At 68.1% G+C, this 22,890-nt stretch carries 19 protein-coding genes and 1 pseudogene; 10 read left to right on the top strand and 10 right to left on the bottom strand.

The annotated features are described in order from the left end of the window. Nucleotides 1–9 precede the first annotated feature (9 nt). Complete coding sequence (locus RPQ07_RS35705) at nt 10–1,227, bottom strand: RNA-guided endonuclease TnpB family protein (RefSeq protein ID WP_313948413.1); 1,218 nt, start codon at nt 1,225–1,227, stop codon at nt 10–12. A 26-nt stretch (nt 1,228–1,253) separates the two neighbouring features. Here RPQ07_RS35705 and tnpA point away from each other — a divergent pair. Further along, a pseudogene (gene tnpA / locus RPQ07_RS35700) lies at nt 1,254–1,671 on the top strand (IS200/IS605 family transposase). Nucleotides 1,672–1,840: 169 nt separating this feature from the next. Here tnpA and RPQ07_RS35695 read toward each other — a convergent pair. The 3 genes from RPQ07_RS35695 to RPQ07_RS35685 form a co-directional block, all read right to left on the bottom strand. Next, the gene (locus RPQ07_RS35695) at nt 1,841–2,953 is read right to left on the bottom strand and encodes an ABC transporter substrate-binding protein (RefSeq protein ID WP_313948412.1); all 1,113 of its coding nucleotides are present in this window, start codon (nt 2,951–2,953) and stop codon (nt 1,841–1,843) included. Nucleotides 2,954–3,563: 610 nt separating this feature from the next. Beyond that, nucleotides 3,564–4,871: a DUF3533 domain-containing protein gene (locus tag RPQ07_RS35690; protein ID WP_313948411.1), complete on the bottom strand. Its 1,308-nt coding sequence runs from the start codon at nt 4,869–4,871 to the stop codon at nt 3,564–3,566. A 704-nt stretch (nt 4,872–5,575) separates the two neighbouring features. Beyond that, on the bottom strand, nt 5,576–6,013 hold the full coding sequence (locus RPQ07_RS35685; RefSeq protein ID WP_313948410.1) for an ATP-binding protein: 438 nt from the start codon (nt 6,011–6,013) through the stop codon (nt 5,576–5,578). Between the two features lie 122 nt (nt 6,014–6,135). On the opposite strand from RPQ07_RS35685, the gene RPQ07_RS35680 reads away from it, so the two are divergent. Further along, entirely contained in the window at nt 6,136–7,521 is a 1,386-nt protein-coding gene (locus RPQ07_RS35680) for an XRE family transcriptional regulator (protein ID WP_313948409.1), read from the top strand. On the opposite strand, the gene cutA is transcribed toward RPQ07_RS35680, so the two are convergent. After that, nucleotides 7,522–7,842 (bottom strand): divalent-cation tolerance protein CutA, encoded by a 321-nt coding sequence (cutA, locus tag RPQ07_RS35675; RefSeq protein ID WP_313948408.1) that lies wholly within the window; start codon nt 7,840–7,842, stop codon nt 7,522–7,524. 530 nt (nt 7,843–8,372) lie between these two features. Between cutA and RPQ07_RS35670 the strand changes: the two genes are divergently transcribed. The 6 genes from RPQ07_RS35670 (at nt 8,373) to RPQ07_RS35645 (ending at nt 14,810) form a co-directional block, all read left to right on the top strand. Next, nucleotides 8,373–9,695, top strand: a complete 1,323-nt coding sequence (locus tag RPQ07_RS35670; RefSeq protein WP_313948407.1) for an epoxide hydrolase family protein — start codon at nt 8,373–8,375, stop codon at nt 9,693–9,695. Between the two features lie 105 nt (nt 9,696–9,800). Beyond that, nucleotides 9,801–10,115 carry a Sec-independent protein translocase subunit TatA gene (gene tatA / locus RPQ07_RS35665; protein WP_313948406.1) on the top strand — a complete coding sequence of 105 codons (315 nt, stop codon included), beginning with the start codon at nt 9,801–9,803 and terminating at the stop codon, nt 10,113–10,115. Nucleotides 10,116–10,151: 36 nt separating this feature from the next. Continuing rightward, nucleotides 10,152–11,006: a twin-arginine translocase subunit TatC gene (gene tatC, locus RPQ07_RS35660; protein ID WP_313948405.1), complete on the top strand. Its 855-nt coding sequence runs from the start codon at nt 10,152–10,154 to the stop codon at nt 11,004–11,006. Nucleotides 11,007–11,044: 38 nt separating this feature from the next. After that, nucleotides 11,045–11,413 carry a sec-independent translocase gene (locus tag RPQ07_RS35655; protein WP_313948404.1) on the top strand — a complete coding sequence of 123 codons (369 nt, stop codon included), beginning with the start codon at nt 11,045–11,047 and terminating at the stop codon, nt 11,411–11,413. A gap of 155 nt (nt 11,414–11,568) precedes the next feature. Beyond that, nucleotides 11,569–12,267, top strand: a complete 699-nt coding sequence (locus tag RPQ07_RS35650; protein ID WP_313948403.1) for an SDR family oxidoreductase — start codon at nt 11,569–11,571, stop codon at nt 12,265–12,267. A gap of 80 nt (nt 12,268–12,347) precedes the next feature. Further along, nucleotides 12,348–14,810, top strand: coding sequence for a SpoIIE family protein phosphatase (locus RPQ07_RS35645; RefSeq protein ID WP_313948402.1), 2,463 nt, complete (start codon nt 12,348–12,350; stop codon nt 14,808–14,810). A 379-nt stretch (nt 14,811–15,189) separates the two neighbouring features. On the opposite strand, the gene RPQ07_RS35640 is transcribed toward RPQ07_RS35645, so the two are convergent. Next, on the bottom strand, nt 15,190–15,666 hold the full coding sequence (locus RPQ07_RS35640; RefSeq protein WP_313948401.1) for a helix-turn-helix domain-containing protein: 477 nt from the start codon (nt 15,664–15,666) through the stop codon (nt 15,190–15,192). A 191-nt stretch (nt 15,667–15,857) separates the two neighbouring features. Between RPQ07_RS35640 and RPQ07_RS35635 the strand changes: the two genes are divergently transcribed. Next, nucleotides 15,858–16,718 carry an enoyl-CoA hydratase/isomerase family protein gene (locus tag RPQ07_RS35635; RefSeq protein ID WP_313948400.1) on the top strand — a complete coding sequence of 287 codons (861 nt, stop codon included), beginning with the start codon at nt 15,858–15,860 and terminating at the stop codon, nt 16,716–16,718. A gap of 40 nt (nt 16,719–16,758) precedes the next feature. Here RPQ07_RS35635 and RPQ07_RS35630 read toward each other — a convergent pair whose 3' ends face one another. The 4 genes from RPQ07_RS35630 to RPQ07_RS35615 form a co-directional block, all read right to left on the bottom strand. Next, nucleotides 16,759–18,342, bottom strand: coding sequence for a glycerol-3-phosphate dehydrogenase/oxidase (locus RPQ07_RS35630; RefSeq protein WP_313948399.1), 1,584 nt, complete (start codon nt 18,340–18,342; stop codon nt 16,759–16,761). Between the two features lie 190 nt (nt 18,343–18,532). Then, on the bottom strand, nt 18,533–19,321 hold the full coding sequence (locus RPQ07_RS35625) for an MIP/aquaporin family protein (RefSeq protein ID WP_313948398.1): 789 nt from the start codon (nt 19,319–19,321) through the stop codon (nt 18,533–18,535). A 460-nt stretch (nt 19,322–19,781) separates the two neighbouring features. Then, nucleotides 19,782–20,843: a low specificity L-threonine aldolase gene (locus RPQ07_RS35620; RefSeq protein ID WP_313948397.1), complete on the bottom strand. Its 1,062-nt coding sequence runs from the start codon at nt 20,841–20,843 to the stop codon at nt 19,782–19,784. 17 nt (nt 20,844–20,860) lie between these two features. After that, nucleotides 20,861–21,436: an XRE family transcriptional regulator gene (locus RPQ07_RS35615; RefSeq protein WP_313948396.1), complete on the bottom strand. Its 576-nt coding sequence runs from the start codon at nt 21,434–21,436 to the stop codon at nt 20,861–20,863. A gap of 560 nt (nt 21,437–21,996) precedes the next feature. On the opposite strand from RPQ07_RS35615, the gene RPQ07_RS35610 reads away from it, so the two are divergent. Continuing rightward, nucleotides 21,997–22,836 (top strand): MBL fold metallo-hydrolase, encoded by an 840-nt coding sequence (locus tag RPQ07_RS35610; protein WP_313948395.1) that lies wholly within the window; start codon nt 21,997–21,999, stop codon nt 22,834–22,836. Nucleotides 22,837–22,890 lie beyond the last annotated feature (54 nt).

The raw sequence follows: 22,890 nt of genomic DNA, 5'->3' as shown, positions 1-22,890 counted from the left end.
CTCCCCTCCCTAAATGGAGGGGATTCCTACCACGGTCGGCTGACCGTCTCGGTGGGTTCCTGCTTCTTCGCGCTGCGCCGGGACAGGTCCCGGTCTTACTCGCGCTCGACAGGCTGACACTGCCAGTCCGGCAGCCTTGGCGACGTTGACCGCCGCGTTGATGTCCCGGTCGAGGACCGCCCCGCACTCCCGGCATTCCCACACGCGGATGTTCAGGGGCTTGGGGCCGTCCTTGATGCCGCACTGGGAGCAGACCTGTGAGGTCGGCTCGAAGCGTCCGATGCGGTGGAAGCCGCGCCCGTACCGGGCTGCCTTGTACTCCAGCATCGTGAGGAACGACGACCATCCGGCGTCGTGGATGGACTTGGCCATGCGTGTGCGGGCGAGTCCCTTGACCGCCAGGTCTTCCACTGCGACCGCTTGGTTTTCGCGGATCAGCTTGGTGGAGAGTTGGTGGTGGAACTCGCGCCGTGCGTCGGCGACCTGCGCGTGGGCGCGGGCGACCTTGATGCGGGCCTTGGTCCGGTTGTTGCTGCCCTTGGCTTTTCGGGACAGGCGGCGCTGTTCCCGCTTGAGCTTCTTCTCGGCTCGGCGCAGGAAGCGAGGGCTGTCGATCTTCGTGCCGTCCGAGAGGATCACGAAGTGCGTCAAGCCCAGGTCGATGCCGACCTGACCGGCCACCTCGGGCAGCGGATCATCCGTGCCGGTCTCGACCACGAACGAGCAGAAGTACCTTCCGGCCGCGTCTTTGACCACGGTCACCGTGGACGGCGTGGAGGGCAGCGTGCGGGACCACTTCACCCGGACATCGCCGATCTTCGGCAACGACAGATCCCCGCCGGTCGTGATCTTCCACCGGGCGTTGGCGGTGAAGCGGACGGCCTGCCGGTTGTCCTTGCGGCTCTTGAAGCGGGGCGTGCCCATGCGCGGGCGCTTGCCCTTGCGGCTGTCGAAGAAGTTCCGGTAGGCGGTGTCCAGGTCCCGAAGGGACTGCTGGAGTACGACGGCGGAGACCTCGCCCAACCAAGCTCGTTCCTCGGTCTTCTTCGCCGCCGTGACCTGCTTCGACAACTCGGCCGACGTCACGAACGGCAGCCCTGCCGTGCGGGCGGACTCACGAGCGCGGAGCGCATCGTTGTAGACCACCCGCGAGCACCCGAAAGCCCTGGCCAGCGCCGAGCGCTGAGGGCCGTTCGGGTACATCCGGAAGGAGTACCTGAGCTGCATGTCGATCACCGTACTCCCATTGACTTATGACTGAGTATCAGAACATCCGCACTGGTCGGCCACTGCACTTTCGTCCTGCACGCCCACTTGGTTTTCGTGACGAAGTTCCGGCACAAGGTCTTCACCGACGCCCACCTTCGCCGGATGGAGGAGATCATGCGGGACGTCGCGAGGGACTTCGAGTGCGAGATCGTCGAGTTCAACGGCGAGAGCAACCACGTCCACCTGCTCGTGAACTTCCCGCCGAAGGCCGCCCTGTCCAAGCTGGTCAACAGCTCGAAGGGCGTCAGTTCGCGCAGGCTCCGCCAGGAGTATCCGGAACCGGTCCGGCACTACTGACGGGCGCAACGGCTGTGGTCCGGCTCATACTTCGCCGGATCGGTCGGCGGAGCCCCCCTGTCGGCCGTCCGTCAGTACATCGAGCAGCAGAATCGTCCACTGTAACCTGCGGGTCACAGCAGCCCTGAGAATCGCTTCACCACCGGGCTAAAGCCCGGTGCACTGCGATTAGTCCCGGTAGCCGAACGGAACGCCTGGAACCGAGCACGGGATGGGGCGGACGCTCCGGTAGCCGACCCCGTACGCTTCCCCAGGGCAGCGACAAGCCGCCTTCTCAGCCGGTGTGAAGGATCCGAAAGCGATCGGGTTCCGCCGGGTCGCGATCGACGACCTGGATCGGCGTACCGGTCCATTGCCAAACGCTGATGCCCGGCGTGCGGGAGAACGTGATCTGCCCGCGAGTGCCTTCGACTGCAACATGCGGCCAGGAAGTGGCAGTGCTCGCCCGATCGGCGCCGCAGGAGCGCAGCATTTCGGCGAGGACGGTGACCGTGTCGTAGCCCTCGAAGGCGACGAAGGAGGGCGCTTCGGCCAGCCGCTCACGAAGGTCGGTCTCAACGCGTGAACCGAGTGTGCTGAGGCGCTCGGGCAGGTAGCGCAAGAACGGGATCGCGGCGCTGTCGTCGCCCAGCAACGTCGCCCACTCGGCGAACTCCGGCTGACCAGCCGGAGCACCCATCATGATCCCGGCGAGGCGTGGGTCGCGGCGGACGGACTTGACGATCGACACTGCCGGCTCGGGGTGACCGACCAGAAGAAGGAGGGCAGTCGTGCGGTTGTCGACGAGTTCGTCGCACACGGCCGCCGGGGTGAGCGCACGCATGTCGAGTTCGACGACGCTGCCGCCGCGTGGAGCGAGGTGGTTCCGCAGAATGCGGGCCCCGGATGCCCAGTAGACACTCGGCTCGGCCGCCACGGCGATGGCGCTGTGGCCCGCACCGAGAAGAAAGTCCGCGTAGATCCGCCAGCCGTGGGACTGCGCCGGGGCGAGGCGCGCGACCCGATCCGTCGGATGCTCGGTGAGCGCGTCGAGCACCGCTGACGAGCAGAGGAACGGCACACCGAGCGCGTCGGCGCTGGTGGCCGCGGCGCGAGCGACGACGCTGTGATACTCCCCCGCCACGGCAGCCACGCCCAGACGAGCCAACTCCTCCACGGCCGCCGCGGCCCTCCGTGGATCGGCTGCGGTATCTCGCACCACCAGCTCGAGTGGTCTTCCCACGATCCCGTCGGCGCCGTTGACATCGTGAGCGGCCAACTCGAGCCCGGCGAGCAGGTGTCGGCCTGCCTCGACCCAGCCAGGCCGAGTCAGCGGAACGAGAGCGCCGATCTTGACGGACGATCCCTCCGTCCGTCCCGCCCCGGGTGGTGATGGTGGCGAATCCATGCGTCGGTGTCTCCCGTCTGACGAACAGTCTGCGGTCTGCCGGATCTCGTCATGGCGAGGGCCGGAGGTACGAGTTCATTCCATGTCGCCGCGGCAGGCAACCTGGTGACCATGCCGGATCATGCCACCACCACGGCTGCCACCAGCCGCGGCTTCACCTGCGGCCTGGTGGAACTGCTGGCCGGCCTCGTACGAACCACTGGGCCATCCCTGGCGCCGGCATGCCCGCACGACTCGTTCCGACGGACGTGAACGTCGCCGCAGCTGCCGTCGCCGCGGCAGTGAACGCGACAACGAGCCAGAGCCCACCGACAGGAGTGTTCGTCTGCGGCGCGGCGAAACCTCCAGGCACCGCGTACACAACAAGGCGGTCTCCAGCCTTCGCGCCCTCGGGGCACGCTTTCCCCAGCGGGACGAAGTCCGACTCTCCGAGGCTCCGTTCGAGCCCGGTACCGTCGAGCCGCTCCAGCGAGCACTCCCACCAGGATCCGGTGACCTTCCCCGTCGGCGCGTTCCTCTCATGCCGAGTGGCCTTCGTGACCACGGTCTCGAGCGGCTTGCCCCAGACATCGAGAACGGCCTTATCCAGAAACGTCAACAGGACGAGCGATCAGGGTGCCTGGCCGCTCGTTTCGGCGCGTAGCGGACCCAGGCGGTGCAGCCCCTTGCGGTCGTAGTAGAGCGTCATGGCGAACCCGAAGGCCAGGGCCAGAGCGACGCCGATCGCGATCATGCCCCACCCTCGCATCAGCCCGGCATCGGCCCGGGCGTCGAAATAAAGGATGGCCCGCACTCCGTCGCTCAGTTGCCGCATCGGCTCGAACAGCGCCAGGAAGCGGTAGAAGTCGGGAACGGCTTGGAGGGGAATCGTCGCCCCTGAGGACGGCAGAGCCAGGGCGATGAACACAAACATGGAGACCACTTGGCCGATCCCGCCGAAGGCGGCGTTGATGGCCTGTACTCCCAGGCCCACGGCCAGGCTCGCGCAGAAGGAGAAGATCCACAGCAGCGGCAGGTGCGACGCGTCCATGCCCAGGATCGCGATCGCGGCGATCATCAGCAGGCTGGTGGTGAGCACAGTGATTCCCGCAGTCATGACCATCTTGAGCAGCAGCGTCTGCGTGCGGCTGATCGGCACCGTCGGGTGCCGGGTGTGCCACGGCCCGATTTCGTTGTCGGTGTAGCCCAGGCCCGCATCGACGCCGCTGTTGATGATGTTGCCGCCGACGAACGCGATGAGCACCAGGAGCAGGGTGTAGTAGAAGGCAGTCAGGCCGAGGCCACTGTGCCTGCCGATGGGGTGGCCCACCTGAGTGGTGATGGTGATGGGGTCGCCCAGGAGCGCCCGGGTCGTGGTGGCGGAGCCCTGGGCGGGAGCCTGGGCGGTCAGCTGTCGGCCGATCTCCAGGGATGCCTGGTGAGCCGCGTTCTGAGCGATGCGGGTGGCCAGGGCAGAGCCGAGGCTGCCCAGCCCGGGGTTGGTCAGGACGGTGAGCGTGGGCCGTGCCGTGGCACGCGGGGTCGTCAGCGCCGTCACCGAGGTGGTGAAGTCGGCGGGGATGACCAGGGCGCCGTAGATCTTGCCCGACGCCATTTGGTCCTGCATCTGAGCTCGGCTGAGGTGGCGCCACCTCACGGTGTCCGGTGGGGTCTTGGCGACAACCAACCGGCTCACCTGGGTGCCCACGGTCTGGTGCTGTCCTGGCTGCGCCGGGCCCTCATCCGTGTTGACCAGGGCGATCGGCAATCGGCGCAGATTCCCGTTCGGGTCGAGGATGCCGCCCATGTAGAGCAGCGTCAGGCACACGGCCACCAGCGCACACAGGATGGTCGGCACCAGCCAGAGCTTTCCGTGGCGCGCTACAGCGGAGGCGCGTACGAGCGATGTCTGCTGCTCCCCGGAACCGGCTGAGGTCATGACACTCCATCAGGGACACGGTCCTGCGCTGTCCGGACCTGGCTGCGGCGGTGTTGGCGTGACACAGGGGCCGCATACGCGGTGTCTCGGCAGTCCACGCTCGGGGAGTACGCGAGCACCGGCCGACCCTCAAGGGACGATAAGGCCTGTGGTCACGGCATTCCTCCACGACACGACAGCGGGCCACGAGGAGGTGTGTGATCGCCGCGGCAGGCCGGTCGATGTCGAGCGAAGCGACATCGACCGGCCTGCCGCAGCGACCACCGGAGACTCGCAGCCAGGGCTCCGCGCAATCGCCACGTCCAGTCAGGCGCGCTGTGCCGGGACACCGTCGCACAACGCGCCACCGGGGCGGCCGGACGACGCCACGGAACGTAGCCCACGGGTCAGAACGCGACCACCCCGCAGGCGCAGAGACGTTGCCTCATGCGTCAGCACCTCCCAACAAGGTGGCGCGGAAGAACGCGGTCGTGATCCCGCGATAACCGGTGTGCCCGGAGGCCCCTGCGTGCCGCAGACACCAGAGCTCGGGCTCGTCCTTGGTCTCAGCCGCTTCGGAGGATGCGCCGCACGTCGTGCACTCGGCCTCATAGACCGGACCGCTGCCTTGCCTGTCCGTACTCAGGGTCCAGTCGGCGTGCCGCGTTACCGAACGAGGTCTCACTGACTGATCGGGTAACGCGACATCGTCCAAGGGTTCTTGGCTACCGTCCATCGGCTGACGCCGACCTGTGGCGGTAAGCGATGAGAGCCCACACGGACTTTCCAACCCCGTCGCGTTCGCTGATGCCCCACTGGTCTGCCAGCGCGCTGACCAGTGACAGCCCTCGGCCGCGTTCCGATTCGCTGCTCGGGTCCTGGCTGCGAGGCCTTACATCAGAGCTGTCATGCACTTCAATGCGGAGGTCAGCACCAGCCAGCTGAAAGCGGGTCTCGATTTCGCGCCCGGGTGAAACGCGCGCATGGATCACCGCGTTGGTGACGAGTTCCGAGAGCACGACGAGTGCCGCGTCCTCGACTTCGGCCATACCCCATGCGGCGAGCGTCTTGGCCAGCTCTTCCCGGGCCAGGCCCACGCAGCGCGGATGGCGTGTCCATCGGCGCACCACCGGGCCGTTCAGCGCATCCTGTCGCTTCTGCATGACTCAGAGGATGGCCGCCTCAACGCCTCGCCGGTTCCCGGCGATAGGGGTACCCATGATGGGTAAGCTCCGCGCGGAGAAGCGCTGGTATTCCTGGATCCCAGGCAGATTTGGGGAAGTGCATGTCGGGAGACGTCTCACCACCATCGGCTTTACCGGCGCAGGTCCTCGGCCGAGCCGATGTGCAGGCTGCGCTGCGGAGGCACGACTTCGGTCAGGTCTTCAAGCTGGCCCGGCAATGGGGTGGGATCAGCTTTCTCAGGATCGCCGATGCGTGCGACATCAAACCGGAGCGTGTAGGGAAGCTGGCGCGAGGCGACGGCGCGATCACCACGTACGAGAAGATCGGGTACATCGCAGATGCCTTGCGCATCCCGGGCCACCTCGTCGGGATGGCCCCGCGCCCCTGGGAGGGGGCGTCGCAGCCCTCGCCCGCAAGTCCTCCGGAGCTGAGCTCTCCGCTGGCGACTGTCACCCCAAGAATTGCGGGCTTTCCCAGTTCCGATGATCTGGGAACCGTGGATCTCGAAGGAGACGAAGTGCAGCGCAGGAGGTTTCTCGCAGCTTCCATAGGCATCGCCACTGGTACAGCCGCGACGACGGCAACACCATCAGGACGCCGTATCGGACAGCGTGAGCTACGGCACCTGCAGCGACGTACCACCCGTCTCCGCAGCCTCGATGACGTGCTGGGCGGAGCCGATACACGGCACATCTACCGCGCGGAACTCGGTTCCACCATGAACCTGTTGCGCAATGCGTCGTACACCGAGGCGACGGGACGACAGCTCCTGAGCCTGGTGGCCGAGCAAGCCCAGCAGGCCGGCTGGGCCGCGTTCGACGCAGGTCGGCAGACCGAGGCGTCTGCTCTCTACGACAAGGCCTATCAGGCGGCGACCGCCGCCCAGGATCCCGCGCTGGCCGGGAACTCGCTGGCCTTCCTCGCCTACCAGCAGGTCAGCGCCGGTACCTCGGGGGTGGCGACGGCCGCCGCATCCTGCGAGACAGCCAGGGCCGACGCCCCCGCGACTGTCCGGGCCCTTCTCCTCGAACGGCGCGCCTGGGCCCATGCGAAAGCCGGCCAGGCCAACGAGACGGAGCAGGCACTCGGCCTCGCTGAGGAAGCTCTGACCGGGACAGCCGGCGACCGCCCCGGGCCCGACTGGTCATCCTGGGTCAACACCCGCGAGCTCCAGATCATGAAGGGCCGCTGCTGGACCGAGTTGCACCGCCCTCTGCGAGCCGTGCCCGCCCTCGAAGCAGCCTTGGCCGACTTCGACGACACTCACGCTCGCGACAAGGCGCTGTACCTCACCTGGCTGGCACACGCGTACCTTGACGCCGGCGAGGTCGAGCAGTCGGCAATTGTGATCGCGAAAGCCATGGACCTCTCCGCCGGCGTCGGGTCAGTGCGACCCCAGCAGCGCGCCCACGAGTTCCTGCTCAGGCTTCATCCCTTCCGGGCGGTCGCTCCGGTCGCAGAGGTCTTGGACCGCACGGCAATGTGATCATTCGGCGACGCTGCGAGCGATCCATTCCAGGCCCGCCGCGGAACCCGCCACGATCGGCACCGCGTTGATCTCCGGATTCTTCCAGGGGTGGCGCTCCAGCAGGTGCGCTTCGAGTGCGGAATAGCGGGCCGTCGTCGTCTTGAAGATCACCTGCCACTCCTCCCCCTCGCCGAACTCCCCGAGGTGCCAGAACACCGACGTGACCGGGCCGACCACCTGCGCACCGGCAGCGAGCCGGGCCTCCGTCGCTCCCTTGGCCAGCTTCACCGCCGCCTCGCGGCTCTCAGTTGCTGTGTACACCTGCACGCACTCAGTCATGCGCCGAGCCTAGGGCGGACGATGACCCGCCATCCAGAGCCCACCGGCTGCACCGACCCGGGCGGGTCGGCTGACCGCGTACGTCGGAGACCGGCTCAGGTGGACGCTGAGGACGCGGCGTGGATGCATGGCACGTCGAGGAAGCGTGCCCGCCTCGCCCCTCGCGGCCTGAGTGGTGACGGCCTGGCGCGAGGTCGGTCGGTCGTCCGGCGGCGAGAGCGACGCGCCTCCCATATCGCCGCATCGCACTGATGGCCCCTCGAACCCGTGCGCCACCTCGCTCGGCGGGACCGCGGCAGCTCACCTTCACCCCCCCCCCAGCGGCGTCGGCCGCCCCCTCTTTCGCGCACCCCGCCACCCTGACTTGCAAAATTAAATTTAGGGTCTAATGTGGATGACACGACCGAATCGGACAGCACTCGCAGATCCGCACATCGGTCGCAGGCCACCGAAACGATCAACCGGTCGCCGTCGACATCCCTGCGCCGGCCTTTGTACGGCGACACCCGAACAACCTTTGGAGATTCACCATGTCTGAAGTCCTTCCGCCGCACTCTCGACGGACTTTCCTTTCCACCTCGGCCGCTGCGACGGCGGCAGCAGTGGTCGCGGGATCCTTCAGCCTGTTCCCCGCCCAGTCGGCCGCCGCGGCCGAAACGGGAGCCGGCAAGGGTGCGGCAGTGGGCGGGGGCATCCGTCCCTTCCGTGTCCATTTCCCTGAGAGGGACCTTGTCGACCTCCGGCGACGCATCGTGTCCACCCGCTGGCCCGAGCACGAGAGCGTCGCGGATCACTCACAGGGTGTGCCGCGCGCGACGATGCAGGAGCTCGCGCGCTACTGGGCGTCGGAATACGACTGGCGGAAGGTCGAGAAGAGGCTCAATGCCCTGCCGCAGTTCATCACCGAGATCGACGGGCTGGACATCCACTTCATCCACGTCCGCTCCAAGCACAGGAACGCTCTGCCGCTCATCGTCACCCACGGATGGCCCGGCTCGGTCATCGAGCAGTTGAAGATCATCGAACCGCTCACCAACCCCACCGCCCACGGCGGGAAGGCATCGGACGCCTTCGACGTGGTGATCCCGTCGCTGCCCGGCTACGGGTTCTCCGGCAAGCCGGCCGCAACCGGCTGGGGACCCGACCGCATCGCCCGTGCCTGGACAGAGCTGATGAAGCGCCTGGGATACACGAAGTACGCGGCGCAGGGCGGCGACTGGGGCGCGCTCATCGTCGATCGCATGGCTGTGCTGAAACCCGCGGGCCTGGTCGGCATCCACACCAACCTGCCCGGTGTGGTTCCGCCCGACATCTCCAAGGCGCTCGCGACCGGTAGCCCGGTGCCCCCCGGTCTCTCGGCCGACGAGAAGCACGCGTACGAGCAGCTGCAGTTCACCTACAAGCACCTCGCCTACGCCCGCTTCATGGGGTCGCGCCCGCAGACGCTGACCGGGCTGACCGATTCACCCATCGGTCTGGCGGCCTTCCTGCTCGACCACGACGGGCGCAGTCTGGAGCTGATCTCCCGGGTCTTCGACGGACACCGAGAAGGCCTGACACGGGACGACGTCCTGGACAACATCACGCTCTACTGGCTGACGAACACGGCGGTCTCTGCCGCTCGCCTGTACTGGGAGAACAAGTACACCCTCATCCCCAACGGTGTCACCATCCCGGCTGCCGTGAGCGCCTTCCCGGACGAGAACTTCCAAGCCCCCAGGAGCTGGGCGCAGAAGGCTTACCCCAACCTCATTCACTACAACAAGCTCGACGAGGGCGGGCACTTCGCGGCCTGGGAGCAGCCGAAGGTCTTCACAGAAGAGCTTCGTACGGGGTTCCGGCCCCTTCGCTAGCCACCCGTGCGGGCGGGGGCGGACACATGCCCTCGCCCGCACCATCTCCCACGCACATGGACGGCGAAACGATCGCCGCTCCCATCCACGAAAGGCACAACCATCATGTTCGGCAAGATCGGTGCCCCCGAAATCCTGATCATCCTCGTCGTCTTCCTCCTGATCTTCGGCGCCAGGCGCCTGCCCGACATGGCGCGCTCGCTCGGGCAGTCCATGCGCATCCTCAAGAGCGAGACCAAGGCCATGCGCACCAGCGAGGGCGAGACCACTGTCCACGGCGCCGCTCCGGCACACGCCGGCTCCGCGGTCCGGGTCGAATCCGCAGGCCAGGACGGTCCCCCGCACGAGCCCCACGCCATGCCCGAGCCGCCGGAGGCCCCTGCAACAGCACACATCCAGGAAACCGTCAGCACGCGCTGACTCCCGACGCGTCCGCGGGAGGAACGAGGTCTGCTCATGCTTTCAACCACATCCCGGGCCCCCGAGGGGCACATGCCCCTTGCGGCCCACCTCCGCGAACTGCGGAACCGTCTGGTGAAGGCGACCGGCGCGGTCATCGTCACTACCGTTGTCGCGGGGCTGTTCTACAAGCAACTGATCGACGTCGTCATCGCGCCCCTGCCGGGCTGCAACCCGCTGGAGGGGAGCAGCCCGGCGGGATCCGGACGCTGCGGGATCATCGCCACCAACGGTCTGCTCTCGCCCGTCACTCTGGCCTTGAAGGTGTCACTGACCGCCGGCCTCATCGGCGCGAGCCCCGTCTGGCTCTACCAGCTCTGGGCCTTTCTCGCCCCGGGCCTGCGCAGCGGCGAGAAGAAGTACACCCTCATCTTCCTCGCCACCGGCATCCCCCTCTTCCTGGCCGGAGCGGCATTCGCCTACGCCGTCCTTCCCACGACGGCACAGTTGCTGATCTCCCTCACCCCCGACCAGGCCACCAACATCCTGCCGATCGACGACTTCCTCGACCTCGCCACCCGCCTGGTCGTGGTCTTCGGAGTGTCCTTCGAACTCCCCCTGCTCCTCGTCATGCTCAACCTGGCCGGCGTTCTCAGTGCCCACCGCATGGCCGGGTGGTGGCGGCACATGATTATCGGCGTCACCGCATTCGCCGCCATCGCCACACCCAGCGGCGACCCTCTGACCCTGCTCGCGCTCGCCGGCCCCATCACCGTGCTGTACCTGGTCGCCTGCGGCATCGCCTGGCTCAACGACCGCCGCCGAGGCCGCAGGACCACGGCAGGCACAGACCTCGACCCCGACGAGCCCTCGCCCCTTCCCGCCCTCGACGAGTCGCACCACAGCAACTGACAACCACTACTCGTGAACCGCACTGCCCAGGAAGCCACATGTTCTTCGACATAGGCCCGCTCGAATTGCTCACCATGTTCGTGATCGCCGTCGTCGTCCTCGGCCCGGACAAACTCCCCAAGGCAATCTCCGACGCATCCGCTCTCCTACGCAAGTTCAGAGCCTTCTCCGACAACGCACAGAACGAGATCCGCCAGGAGCTCGGTCCCGACTTCACCGATCTCCAACTCCGCGACCTGCACCCGCGAGCACTGGCGCACCGTGCACTCATCGCGGCCGAGGACGAGACGAGCCCGCGCGAACGCACGACATCACCCCCTCACAACGAGTCGGCCGGTGACGGGGACCGTCCCGAACCCGCCCGCGCCCATGGCACACCAACACTGACCGAACAGTCGCGCGCCTGATCCGGGCTACCCGATCCGGCAGTGCTGTCGGCGGCCTCCTCCGCCAACGGCCCGCGCAAGAGGCGCGGGCGAAGTCGCCCCCGCCCCGGGCAGGTGGCATCACTCCCACCGGCCCTGCCCGACCACAGAACCCTCACAGCAAAGGAAGAAGAACGATGGACATCAAGGGATCAGTCGCCCTGGTCACGGGGGCCAACCGTGGCATCGGCCGTGCATTCGCCCGAGCACTGATGGAGCACGGTGCGACCAAGGTCTACGCAGGCGTCCGTGACCCGGCAACCGTCGTCGATGACGATCTCACTCCCCTGCGCCTGGATGTGACCAAGTCCGAGGAGGTCGCCGAGGCCGCCGCTGCCGCGGGCGACGTCAGCATCGTGATCAACAACGCGGGTATCGGAGGCACCGGCACCAGCCTCTTGGAGGGCAGCTTCGACGACGCGCGCCGGGCGATGGAGGTCAATTACTTCGGAACCTGGGCTGTTTCCCGGGCGTTCGCCCCCATCCTCGCCCGCAACGGCGGCGGTGCACTGGTGAACATGCTGTCGCTGGCCTCCTGGGCCGGACGGCCTCTGTTCACCGGCTATGCCGCCTCCAAAGCAGCCCAATGGTCCCTGACGGACGCATTGCGGCAGGGCCTGCGCGATCAGGGTACGGCGGTGATCGGGGTCCATTCCGGCTTCGTGGACACGGCCCTCAGCGCTTGGACGGACGAACCGAAGATCAGTGCGGCCGACGTGGCCGAGCAGACCGTCCAAGCCCTGTCCCATGGCTGGATCGAAGTCCTCGCCGACGAAGAGACCCGGCGGGTCAAAGCCGCCCTCTCTCAGCCTCTCGATTCCGCACCCCGCACCTGAGGCGTCGCCCGGACGGCACAGGCGTGCCCGAAGACGGCAGGGCTCGCTACGGGTCCGTCGCACGGAAGGAAGAAGGACCCATGGACAGTTCTGCACACACGATGGTCACCGATGCGCCCGCGGCCGCCCGGATGGACGGCGCGGCGGTCGCTTTGCTCGATGCGAAGGGGACAGTGGTCGGCTGGACGCAAGCCGCCCAGCGGCTGGTCGGCCATGCGCCCGCGGACGTGGTGGGCCGCTCCGCCGCCTTCCTGCTGGCTGACGCCGAGGACCTGGCGAAGGCATCGTCGTTCTCCCAGCAGAGCGGTGCCTCCTCCGGCTGGTCCGGCTTCACCACGATCCGTCACCGCGACGGTCACAGCATCGACGTACGCCTGTGGATGCAGCCACTGTCCGGGAAGGACGGCCGGGCACGGTGGGTGGTGTCCGCGGCCGAGGCGGCCGCGCTGTCCTCATGGGCGACCGGCGGATCGGGGGTGGTGTCGCTCCCGGGTGCGCTGCATCTGCCGAGCCGCCCGCCGGTCGGCGTCGTGATCCGCGACACCGAACTGCTCTGTACGTGGGCGAACGACGCCCAGGGCGCCCGAGACCGCATCCCGCTCGAGCAGCGGCTGGGGCGCACGCCGACCCAGGCCGCGCCGGGCCGACGGGCCGAAACACTCGAAGCACTGATGCGTCAGGTGCTGGACAGCGGCGTGCCGACGATCAATGTGGAGTTCCGTACCTTCGCTCCGGCGCATGTGCGCCAGGAGTCCACGCTCCTGGCCTCCTTCTTCCGCCTCGACGATGCGCAGGGCCGTGCGCTGGGCGTGTGCGTCGTGATCGTGGATGTCACCGACACCCGGCGGGCGCGCGAGCGTCTGGCGCTCCTGGGCGAGGCCGGCAAGCGGATCGGGAACACCCTGGATGTCGTGCGGACGGGGCAGGAACTGGCCGACGTCGCCGTGCCGCTGCTGGCGGACTACGCCTCCGTCGACCTCGTGGAGTCCGTCTCGCTCGGTGAGGAGCCGCCGGTACACCTGGGCCCGCACGACGGACCGGTCCCCGCATTCCGCCGGGCGGGTCTTGCCTCGATCCATGCGGGTGTTCCCGAGGCCCTGTTCGCACGGGGCGAGCCGGTGCTCGTCCCTCCGGCGTCACCCTTGACCGGTGTCCTGCGCGCCGGAGAGTCCCCCTTCGTGAAGGACACCTCCCTGGGCACCTGGCTGGGCCGGGACGACACGGCGCGGGCGGAAAAGGCCCGCGACCACGGGATGCACTCGTTGATGATCGTCCCCATCCGGGCGCGAGGCGCCGTGCTGGGAGTAGCCGTGTTCGTGCGGGCGGACGCTCGTGTGCCGTTCGACCAGGATGATCTCCTGCTGGCCGAGGAACTCGTCGGCTGGGCCGCGCTGTCCATGGACAATGCCCGCCGGTACGCCCGTGAGCGCTCCGCGGCGCTGGCCCTGCAGCGTCATCTGCTCCCCCATCGCCCGACCGGGGGCTCTGCCGCCGACGTGGCCTGGCGCTACCTGCCGGCCGACAGTCACCACGGTGTCGGAGGCGACTGGTTCGACGTCATCCCCCTGTCCGGCGCCCGCATCGGCCTGGTCGTCGGCGACGTGGCCGGGCACGGCATCAACGCGGCGGCGACCATGGGCCAACTCCGTGCCGCCGTGCGCACCCTGGCCGACATGGACCTGCCTCCCGACGAACTGCTCTCCCGCCTCGACGACCAGGTCATACGCCTCGCCGAGGCCGATGCCGACCCCTTCGACCCGGCCGCCGCGACGATCGCCGCCACCTGTCTGTACGCCGTGTACGACCCGGTCACCCGGCAATGCACCCTCGCCCGAGCCGGCCACCCGCCACCCGCGGTCATCGACCCGGACGGAGAAGTATCTTTCCCCGACCTGCCCCCGGGAGCCCCACTCGGCGTCGGCCTGGTCCCGTTCGAGTCCGTCACCCTGGAACTGCCCGAGGGCAGCGTGCTGGCCCTCTACACGGACGGCCTGATCGAGGCCCGCGACCACGACATCGACGCCGGCATGAACCACCTTGCCGACGCACTGGCCGGGGCCACCGGACTGCCCCTGGACGCCGTCACCTCGTCCGCGGTGGAGCGTCTGTCTGCCCACGGTGACGACATCACCCTGCTTCTCGCACGCACCCGCGCGCTCGACCCGGACCAGGTCGCCTCCTGGGAGTTCCCCGCCGACCCCTCCATGGTCAGCTGCGTCAGGGCCCTGGCCCGCGTCCAGCTGACGCACTGGGGTCTCGAGCACCTGACCGCGTCCACCGAACTGATCGTCAGCGAACTCGTCACGAACGCCGTCCGGCACGCTTCCGGGCCGATCCGGCTGCGCCTCATCCGGCACCAGGCCCTGACCTGCGAAGTGCACGACACCAGCGGCAGTTCCCCGCGCCTGCATCGCGCCCCCGCCACCGGCGAGAGCGGCCGCGGCCTGCTCCTCGTCGACCAACTGTCCCGCCGATGGGGGACCCGTCACACACCCGACGGGAAACTCATCTGGGCCGAACAAACCCTCACCCACGGCCTCTGAAACCGACCATGCCGCCCTGCGGAACAGATCGATCTGCACGGGCGGCGCCCCGGTCGACACAGCGATCGGTAAGCCCATGCGCCGGGATCCATCCTGTGCGCGCCCACCGAGTCCCCGGCATCCAAGCGAAAGGAAGCTGCGCGTGCCGAACACCGAGAAGGCCCAGAAGCGAGACAGGGCCGAAGACGCCGTCGCTTCGGCGCGGCACGCCCGGTTCGGGTCCCTGCCCGAACGCGTCCGGCCGGAGGACACGACAGAAGTGGTCCCCCTCCCGACGTGGTCCCCGTCGTAGGACCGCTCAGACCACAAAAGGGTGCTCAGCTCTGCCCGTACGGGCATGTGTTCCGTCAGGCTGACAGGGCGCGGAAAGCACTTCCGATCAGACCGTGTCAGCCATCTCCTCGAGCATGACCACGTCCGCCGCGGGCACTTCGTGGCCGTCGTCATCGAGGAACCCGACATGTGCGGGCCCGTTCGTGGAGCGCACCCGCCGGAGCGCGGAGGGGCCCGAAGGGCGCGGTCGGTGAACGTCGCCCCACTGCTGGAGCGCGGCAAGCACCACCCGGAGGTCGTTCCCTGCCGCCGTCAGGTGGTAGCTCTGCCGCGGCCGACTGCCCGGTTCCTGGTAGGTCTGGGTGTCCAGCACGCCCGTCTCGACCAGCAGCTTGAGCCGAGCGCTGAGCAGGTTGGAGGCGATGCCAAGGGACGACTGGATCTCGGCGAACTTGTGTTTGCCCGCGAAGACCTCTCGGAGTACGAGCAACGACCAGCGCTCGCCGAGAATCTGCAGGCTCCGCTCGATGGAGCAGGCCGGCTCGTCAACCGCGAGATCGGACAACTGCTTTCCGGTTGACACTCCCCACCTCCATGTCGTGCGGGGTTCCGCGAATCCCCAGCTGCCGGACTGTCGTATCCGACAGTGTACCGGCTGAGTTTTCTCTTGCAAGTCAGAGTCACAACGGGACCGCCACCCGCGGCACCCCCGGAACGGATGCGCAGCAGGACTCCTGGCTTGCATTTTTAAATTCAGCATCTAACATGGACAGCATGACCGAATCAGCAGCGACCGTGCGCATCATCGAGGAAACGCCCGCGTACTGGCGGGTCCTGTTCGACAACCCGCCCCTCAACGTGGTCGACCACACCGTGTTCGAGGGACTCCAGTACCTGCTCGCACGGATGGACAACAACCCGACTCTTCGCGTCGTCGTGTTCGAGAGCGCGAACCCGGACTTCTACCTCGCCCACTTCGACATGTCCGGCAAATCGGCGAGCATCGCCAAGGCCGCCGGGCCCTCCGGCGTAGCCATCCCGACGGACACTTTCGTCCGCCTGACCGAGTCCCCTGTGGTGAGCATCGCGAAAATCCGCGGCCGTGTCCGGGGCGTGGGGAGCGAATTCATCCTCGCCTGCGACATGCGCTTCGCCTCCCGCGAGAACACCGTTCTGGGTCAACCCGAGGTCGGCGCGGGGGTAATACCCGGAGGCGGGGCCACGGAGCGCCTTCCCCTGCTCACCGGCCGCGGTCGTGCGCTGGAGATCATCCTCGGCGCCGACGACTTCGACGGCGACACCGCCGAACGCTACGGCTGGGTCAACCGGTCCCTTCCGGACGGCGACCTGGACGGATTCGTCGATACGCTCGCACGGCGCCTCGCCTCCTTCGACCGTCGCCCGATCGAAAGCGCGAAGAACCTCGTGAATCAGGTCTCCCTACCCCCGGTCGACAGGCTTCTGGCCGGCCGCAACGCCTTCGCGGAAGCCCTCACCTGGCCCGAAACCCGGCAGCGCGTCGCCGCCCTGTTCGCACGCGGGTTGCAGAGGGAAGGCGACCTGGAGAACCGATTCGGCGCTCACCTCACCGATCTGCTCGACGACCGGGCAACTGTCGACACCGACATGATGTGACCGGCGCACGGACGAAGGCGCCGGAACCGCGCGAGATCCGTCAAAGAGCCTTCGCCGCGAGGATTGCCTCGACCCGGGCGCGGATCTGGTCCGTCGCGAGGCCGCGGATGGTGAGGGTGGTACGGCGGCGCAACACGTCGTCGGCCGTCTCGGCCCATTCGTGATCGCGGGCGTAGACAACCTGCGCCCAGATCTCGGGGGCGTCGGGGTGAATGCGTTCGGCGAGGGCGGGATCCCGATGAGCGAGACAGGCAATCTCGTAGGCCAGGGTTCCGTAGTGGGTCGCCAGGTGCCGGGCCGTGTCGGCGGCCATCTGCGGGCCTTGTGCCGTGTTGTCGGTGAGCAGCCCACGGGTGACAGCCCGCGGGTTGGCGATACCCGGCAGCGGCAGTCCCTTCGGGAGCCGGGAGACCGGCTCGTACCCCTCTCCCAGCGGGTGGCCGGGCAGTGACTCCAGCTTCTGCAACACCGTGCGGCCGATGTGGCGGAAGGTCGTCCACTTGCCGCCAGCAACCGAGAGCATGCCGCCGCTTCCCTCGGTGACCACCGTCTCGCGCTTCGCTGTCGAGGTGTCGCCGGGGCCGCCGGGGAGGACCCGCAGACCGGCGAAGGAATAGGTGATCAGATCGCGGGACAGCTGCTGGTCGCGGATCGAGTACGCGGCCTCCTCCAGGATCTGGGCGATGTCGTTCTCATTGACCCCGACGTCCGCCGGGTCGCCCACGTACTCCTCGTCGGTCGTACCGAGCAGCAGCATGTCCTCCCACGGGAGGGCGAAGGTGATCCGGTACTTGTCGATCGGGGTCGCCAGCGCCGCCCTCCACAGCGAGGTGCGCTTCAGCACCAGATGGGCGCCCTTGGAGAGCCGGATGGAGGGGGCCGCGTTCGGGTTCTCCATCCTGCGCAGGTGGTCCACCCACGGACCGGTCGCGTTGAGCACCAGACGCGCATCGACACCGAACTCGGTGCCGTCGATACGGTCCTTGAGCTCCGCGCCGGTGACCCGGCCTCCGGTGAAGCGCAGCCCTTGCAGTTCGGCGTGGTTGAGAACGGTGGCACCCGACTCGACAGCGGCGCGGACCGTCATCAGTGCCATGCGCGAGTCGTTCATCTGGTCGTCGCCGTAGACCGCAACGGTCTGGAGGTTGTCGGTGCGCAGCTCCGGCACTGAGTGGACCGCCTTCTCCGGGCTCAGCAGGTGGCCGACGCCGTCACCGAAGGCGGAGAGCGCGGAGTACGCGAACACTCCCGCTCCCAGCTTCGCCGCGCTGTGCGGTCCGCCCTTGTAGATGGGCAGATAGAAGGTGAGCGGGTTGGCCAGGTGGGGGGCCACCTGGCGGGAGACCGCACGGCGCTCGAAGTGGTTCTCCGCCACCAGCTTCACCGCGCCGGTCTGCAGATAGCGCAGACCGCCGTGGAGCAACTTGGAGGAGGCGGAGGAGGTGGCGCCGGCGAAGTCGCCGGCGTCCACCAGAGCCACCCGCAGCCCGGATTGCGCGGCATGCCAGGCGGTGGAGATGCCCAGAATGCCGCCGCCGATCACCAACAGGTCGTACGTCGCCATGGACAGCCGCTCCCGCGTCTCGACGCGGCTCAGCCGTGTGCTGGTCATGAGGGTCGTCATGAGGTCTGCACCTTGCCTTGATGGGTCGGCCTGATCAGGCAGCCGCAGGGAGAGCGCACGTTGTGCGCACGGTCACCGGCGCACACACCTGCGGCCCCTGGTCCCCTGTCCGTCCCGATGTGGGCGGGGAGAGGGGACCGCAGGTGTGTGCGTCGGTCACCGGAGTGCTCCCGCGAGGTCGAAGGACGGCTCAGGTGAACGCGAGCTGGTAGATACCCGCCGCCAGGGCCCCACCCGCCAGCGGGCCGACGACGGGGATCCAGGCGTAGCTCCAGTCCGAGCCGCCCTTGTTGGGCAGCGGCAGCAGGGCGTGCACGATGCGCGGGCCCAGGTCACGGGCCGGGTTGATGGCGTAGCCGGTCGGGCCACCGAGCGAGAGGCCGATACTGACCACGACGAAGGCGACGATCAGCCCGCCGAGGATGCTCAGGCCTTTGCCGCTGTCGTTGAGGCCCTGTGTCAGGACGGCGAGCACCAGCACGGTGGTGCCGATGATCTCGGTCGCCAGGTTCTGCCACACCACACGGATCTCAGGACCGGTGGAGAAGATTCCCAGAACCGGGCCGGCCTTGGGCGCGGCCTTCTGGTCGACCAGCCCTTCCACCTCTGGCTGGGCCGCGAGAATCTCGCGATCCGTGAGGTGGGCGTGGAACTGTCCGTAGTAGGCGATCCAGACGAGTGCGGCACCGATCATGGCGCCCACTATCTGCCCCGCGAAGTAGACCCAGATGTTGCTCCAGTCATCGTTCGCGATCGCGATACCGAGCGTGACCGCCGGATTGAGGTGGGCGCCGGAGAGCGCGCCGACCATGTAGACCGCGGTCATGACCGCGAATCCCCACCCGAAGGTGATCGCCACCCAGCCGGCGTTCTGTGCCTTCGAGCGCTTGAGTACGACAGCGGCGACCACGCCGCCACCGAGCAGGATGAGTACGGCGGTACCTATGAGTTCGCCGATGAAAATGTCGGAGCTGGACACACTTGGCTCCCTCTCGCCCCACCCCCGGCCGACCGGGAGTCAGGGCATCTCATTGACCGGATGGCACACACACAGCCGACCCGCAAGGCGCCGTGTGTGCACGGTCGGGGCTGCATCCGCCCGGTCTGGCGGCGGTAGCACGTGCGGGCCCGCTGCCGCCGGGCTCGTTCCTACCTCCATGGGACGCCCCACCGGCGGCGGCGGCAACCTGCGGATGCACATGACAGTGCCGCAGCGGTGACCTGCCCGTACGGTCGGCGACACAGCCCGGCGTGGTGCCTGCGTGATCAAGCCCCCCCTGCCTGCGGATTTGCCCAGCAGACACCTTGATCATTTCCACCCTCCGGCCCATCGAGGCATCGACATGCCGATGACGATGACGATGAACGACCAGGCGCCGCGGCGGGCGATCGGGAGGCGGAGTGGTCGAGCAGGCCAGGGCGTTTCGCAGGCCGCCGGCTCAGGGGGTGTGGCGGCGGACCGCGTCGAGGAGCTGGTCGATGTCGTCGGTGCTGTGCGAGAAGGCGGTGACGAACCGGACGATCCCCGCCTCCCAGCGGTCGTGGTAGAAGGCGTAGCCCTCCGCGAGGAGCCCTTCGGTGACCTGCTGGGGCAGGCGGCAGAAGAGAATGTTGGACTGCGGCGTGGCCAGAAGACCGGTGCCGGGGATGGCCTTGAGGCCGTCGCCGAGCCGGGTGGCCATCGCGTTGGCCTGGCGGGCGTTGCGCAGCCACAGTCCGTCGGTGAGATACGCGTCGATCTGGGCCGTGTGGAAGCGCATCTTGGAGGCGAGCTGGCCGGCGCGCTTGGCGCGAAAGGCGAGCTCGGTGGCGAGTGCGGGGTCGAAGGACACGATGGCGTCTGCGGTCATCGCACCGTTTTTGGTGGCGCCGAAGGACAGGACGTCGACACCGGCCTTCCAGGTCATCTCGGCGGGGGTGGCGCCGAGGTGGTCCAGGGCGTTGGCGAAGCGCGCACCGTCCATGTGGACGCGCAGTCCCGCGTCCTTGGCGATGGCGGACAGGCGGCGGATCTCGTCCAGGGTGTAGACGCTGCCGCTCTCGGTGGCCTGGCTGAGGCTCACCGCGGACGGTTGCACGGTGTGCACGTCACCGGCCCGGCGGCGCACCGCCACCTCCAGCAGCTCGGGGTCGATCTTGCTGTCCGGCCCGGGGACACCGACGAGCTTGGCACCGTCGGTGAAGAACTCCGGAGCACCGCATTCGTCGTGGTTGATGTGGCTGTCGGGGTGAGAGAGCACGCTGCCCCATGGCGGGGTGAGGGCGGCCAGGCTCAGGCCGTTGGCGGCTGACCCGGTGGAGACCGGGAAGACATCGACATCCCGCTCGAAGATCTCGCTCAGCTTGCGGCGGGCACTGTCGGTGAAGGGGTCGTTGCCGTAGGGAAGGACCTGCCCGGCGGCCGCGTCGGCTACGGCGCGGGCTATCTGCGGGGATGCTCCGGCCATGTTGTCGCTGATGAAGGCACGACCGGAGGGAGTGGTGGCGAGGGTGGTGCTCATGAGGGTCTTCCTTGATCTCAGGTGCTGATGGGCGAGGCGAAGACGACGGTGATGTCCACTTCCTCGACCCCGGTGCGGTAGAAGTGCGGAGCGTCGCCGGCGAAAGCGAGCATGTCCCCGGGGGCCAGCTCCTGCGGGGCGTCGACGGGGCCGGCGGTGACGCGTCCGGCGGCGATCAGCAGATGCTCGATCGTGCCGGTGGCGTGCGGGACGCCCGGCAGCTCCGTCTCCGGAGGAATGCGCAGGCGCCAGATCTCCAGGCTGTTGCCGCTGCTGATGCGGCGCAGCAGTTCCCGGGAGACCTCGCCGGGCTCCCTGTCCGTGGCCGGCCGGAAAACAGGCCCGGTGTCGGCGTCACGCGCCAACAGGTCGGCGATCGGGATGCGCAGGGCGATCGCGATCGCGTCCAGAGTGTCGATCGTCGGATTGCCGTTGCCGGCCTCCAGCTGCGACAGCGTGGCCTTGCTCAGCCCGGCGCGCCGGGCCATCTCCGCCGCGCTCATGCCGCGCTGTTGGCGGCGCAGGCGGATCTTCGCGCCGACCGCGGCTGCGGTGCTGCTCACGGGCAGGCGGCCGGTAGGCGGGGGCGTCATCAATGGCTCCTGTGCGTTGCGGTGCAGGACACGCGGATGCGGTGCTCCTTGATCTTCAGCGTCGGCAGCGCCGCATCGGCGCGATTGCCGAGGCTGCGAATGCGCCTGTGGAGGCGCGGCGCAGCGTGCGACTGCTCCCGAACCAGGATGATCTCCGCGCCCTCCAGCGTCCCCCTGACGGCGAGCCGGCCCCCGCCCTGCCGAAGGAACCGGCAGGGCCGGACTGCCACTCGTGGCGTCCCGCCTCTCTCACCGACGGTGCTCACGCGCACAGAGACCCGCCCCGGACGGGGGTCATCGAGGTGGGCGCTGACCCGTCCACGCCCGCCCAGAACTCTCACAGGATGAACCATGCGTTCACTATACCGAACGCACTGGGGTGGTGAACCCTGCGTTCGTTTTAGTGAACGGTTTCGTCGACGAGGGACCATGGAGCGCCAACGACTGCCGAAGGGCGTCGGCAGCCGACGCCACCGAAACTGAAGGAAGCCAGGTGTGCCCGCCCAGCGAGGCGGCACCGGAGTCGGCGTGCGTCAACCTCTCGAACGAGGGAGGACACGATGTCCTTGTCCATCGATGTGTTCAACAGTGGCTACAAGCCGGTTCCGAACCCGCCCGGCTGGACCGCACCGCAACAGGCCACATGGCCGGCCACCACGGCGAGCCTCATCTCCGGCAGCACCGACGCGCTCCTGGTCGACGCCCTGATCACCACGGCCGAGGGTGAGCGACTGGCCTCCTGGGTGCGGGAGTCGGGCAAGAACCTGACGACGGTCTACATCACCCACGGACACCTGGACCACTTCTTCGGCGCCGGGCCCACGCTGGCGGCATTTCCGCAGGCACAACTGGCGTCCCTCCCCGAGGTGGTGAGCCAAGCCCAGACGTCGGCCCGGTCGCTGGAGAGCTGGAGGGGATGGCTCGGGGGGCAGTTCGATGAGAAGGCAGCCATTCCCACGGCCCTGACGTCCGACGAACTCGAGATCGACGGCCACGTCGTGCGCCCGCTTGTCCTCGGACGGAGCGACGGTGTCATCAACAGCGTGGTCCACGTGCCCGATCTGGCCACCGTCGTCTCCGGCGACGTCGCCTACAACAACATCCATATGTGGCTGTGGCGCTCCACGCCGGACACCCGGACCGAGTGGCTCGCCACGCTGGACGCCTTGGCGGCTCTGCGACCGGAAAGGATCATCACCGGCCACAAGGACCCGGACGCACCCGACGACGACGCTCGACGCGTTCTCGACCAGAGCCGGCGCTACATCGAGGACTTCGACAGGGCCGTGGCCGGCAGCACTTCCGTCCCCGACCTCGTCGGCCGGATGATGGAGAAGTATGCGGCGTACGGAAACCTCTACACCCTGATCGCAGCCGCTGCCAGCCAGTTCGACGACTGAAGCCCCATCCGATCCGAAGGGAACCTCTGCGGGCATCAGTGCCCGGCGCACGGC

Origin of the sequence: Streptomyces sp. AM8-1-1, assembly GCF_032229325.1 — a bacterium.
Classification (GTDB): Bacteria; Actinomycetota; Actinomycetes; order Streptomycetales; family Streptomycetaceae; genus Streptomyces; species Streptomyces achmelvichensis.
The sequence above is the reverse complement of the archived record's forward strand: the minus strand, read 5'-3'. Positions and strand labels throughout refer to the sequence as shown.

What these genes read in the sequence shown, in the direction of transcription:
- RPQ07_RS35705 (WP_313948413.1), bottom strand. Translation starts at nt 1,227, where the DNA reads ATGCAGCTCAGGTACTCCTTCCGGATGTACCCGAACGGCCCTCAGCGC.
- RPQ07_RS35695 (WP_313948412.1), bottom strand. Translation starts at nt 2,953, where the DNA reads ATGGATTCGCCACCATCACCACCCGGGGCGGGACGGACGGAGGGATCG.
- RPQ07_RS35690 (WP_313948411.1), bottom strand. Translation starts at nt 4,871, where the DNA reads ATGACCTCAGCCGGTTCCGGGGAGCAGCAGACATCGCTCGTACGCGCC.
- RPQ07_RS35685 (WP_313948410.1), bottom strand. Translation starts at nt 6,013, where the DNA reads ATGCAGAAGCGACAGGATGCGCTGAACGGCCCGGTGGTGCGCCGATGG.
- RPQ07_RS35680 (WP_313948409.1), top strand. Translation starts at nt 6,136, where the DNA reads ATGTCGGGAGACGTCTCACCACCATCGGCTTTACCGGCGCAGGTCCTC.
- cutA (WP_313948408.1), bottom strand. Translation starts at nt 7,842, where the DNA reads ATGACTGAGTGCGTGCAGGTGTACACAGCAACTGAGAGCCGCGAGGCG.
- RPQ07_RS35670 (WP_313948407.1), top strand. Translation starts at nt 8,373, where the DNA reads ATGTCTGAAGTCCTTCCGCCGCACTCTCGACGGACTTTCCTTTCCACC.
- tatA (WP_313948406.1), top strand. Translation starts at nt 9,801, where the DNA reads ATGTTCGGCAAGATCGGTGCCCCCGAAATCCTGATCATCCTCGTCGTC.
- tatC (WP_313948405.1), top strand. Translation starts at nt 10,152, where the DNA reads ATGCTTTCAACCACATCCCGGGCCCCCGAGGGGCACATGCCCCTTGCG.
- RPQ07_RS35655 (WP_313948404.1), top strand. Translation starts at nt 11,045, where the DNA reads ATGTTCTTCGACATAGGCCCGCTCGAATTGCTCACCATGTTCGTGATC.
- RPQ07_RS35650 (WP_313948403.1), top strand. Translation starts at nt 11,569, where the DNA reads ATGGACATCAAGGGATCAGTCGCCCTGGTCACGGGGGCCAACCGTGGC.
- RPQ07_RS35645 (WP_313948402.1), top strand. Translation starts at nt 12,348, where the DNA reads ATGGACAGTTCTGCACACACGATGGTCACCGATGCGCCCGCGGCCGCC.
- RPQ07_RS35635 (WP_313948400.1), top strand. Translation starts at nt 15,858, where the DNA reads ATGACCGAATCAGCAGCGACCGTGCGCATCATCGAGGAAACGCCCGCG.
- RPQ07_RS35630 (WP_313948399.1), bottom strand. Translation starts at nt 18,342, where the DNA reads ATGACGACCCTCATGACCAGCACACGGCTGAGCCGCGTCGAGACGCGG.
- RPQ07_RS35620 (WP_313948397.1), bottom strand. Translation starts at nt 20,843, where the DNA reads ATGAGCACCACCCTCGCCACCACTCCCTCCGGTCGTGCCTTCATCAGC.
- RPQ07_RS35615 (WP_313948396.1), bottom strand. Translation starts at nt 21,436, where the DNA reads ATGACGCCCCCGCCTACCGGCCGCCTGCCCGTGAGCAGCACCGCAGCC.
- RPQ07_RS35610 (WP_313948395.1), top strand. Translation starts at nt 21,997, where the DNA reads ATGTCCTTGTCCATCGATGTGTTCAACAGTGGCTACAAGCCGGTTCCG.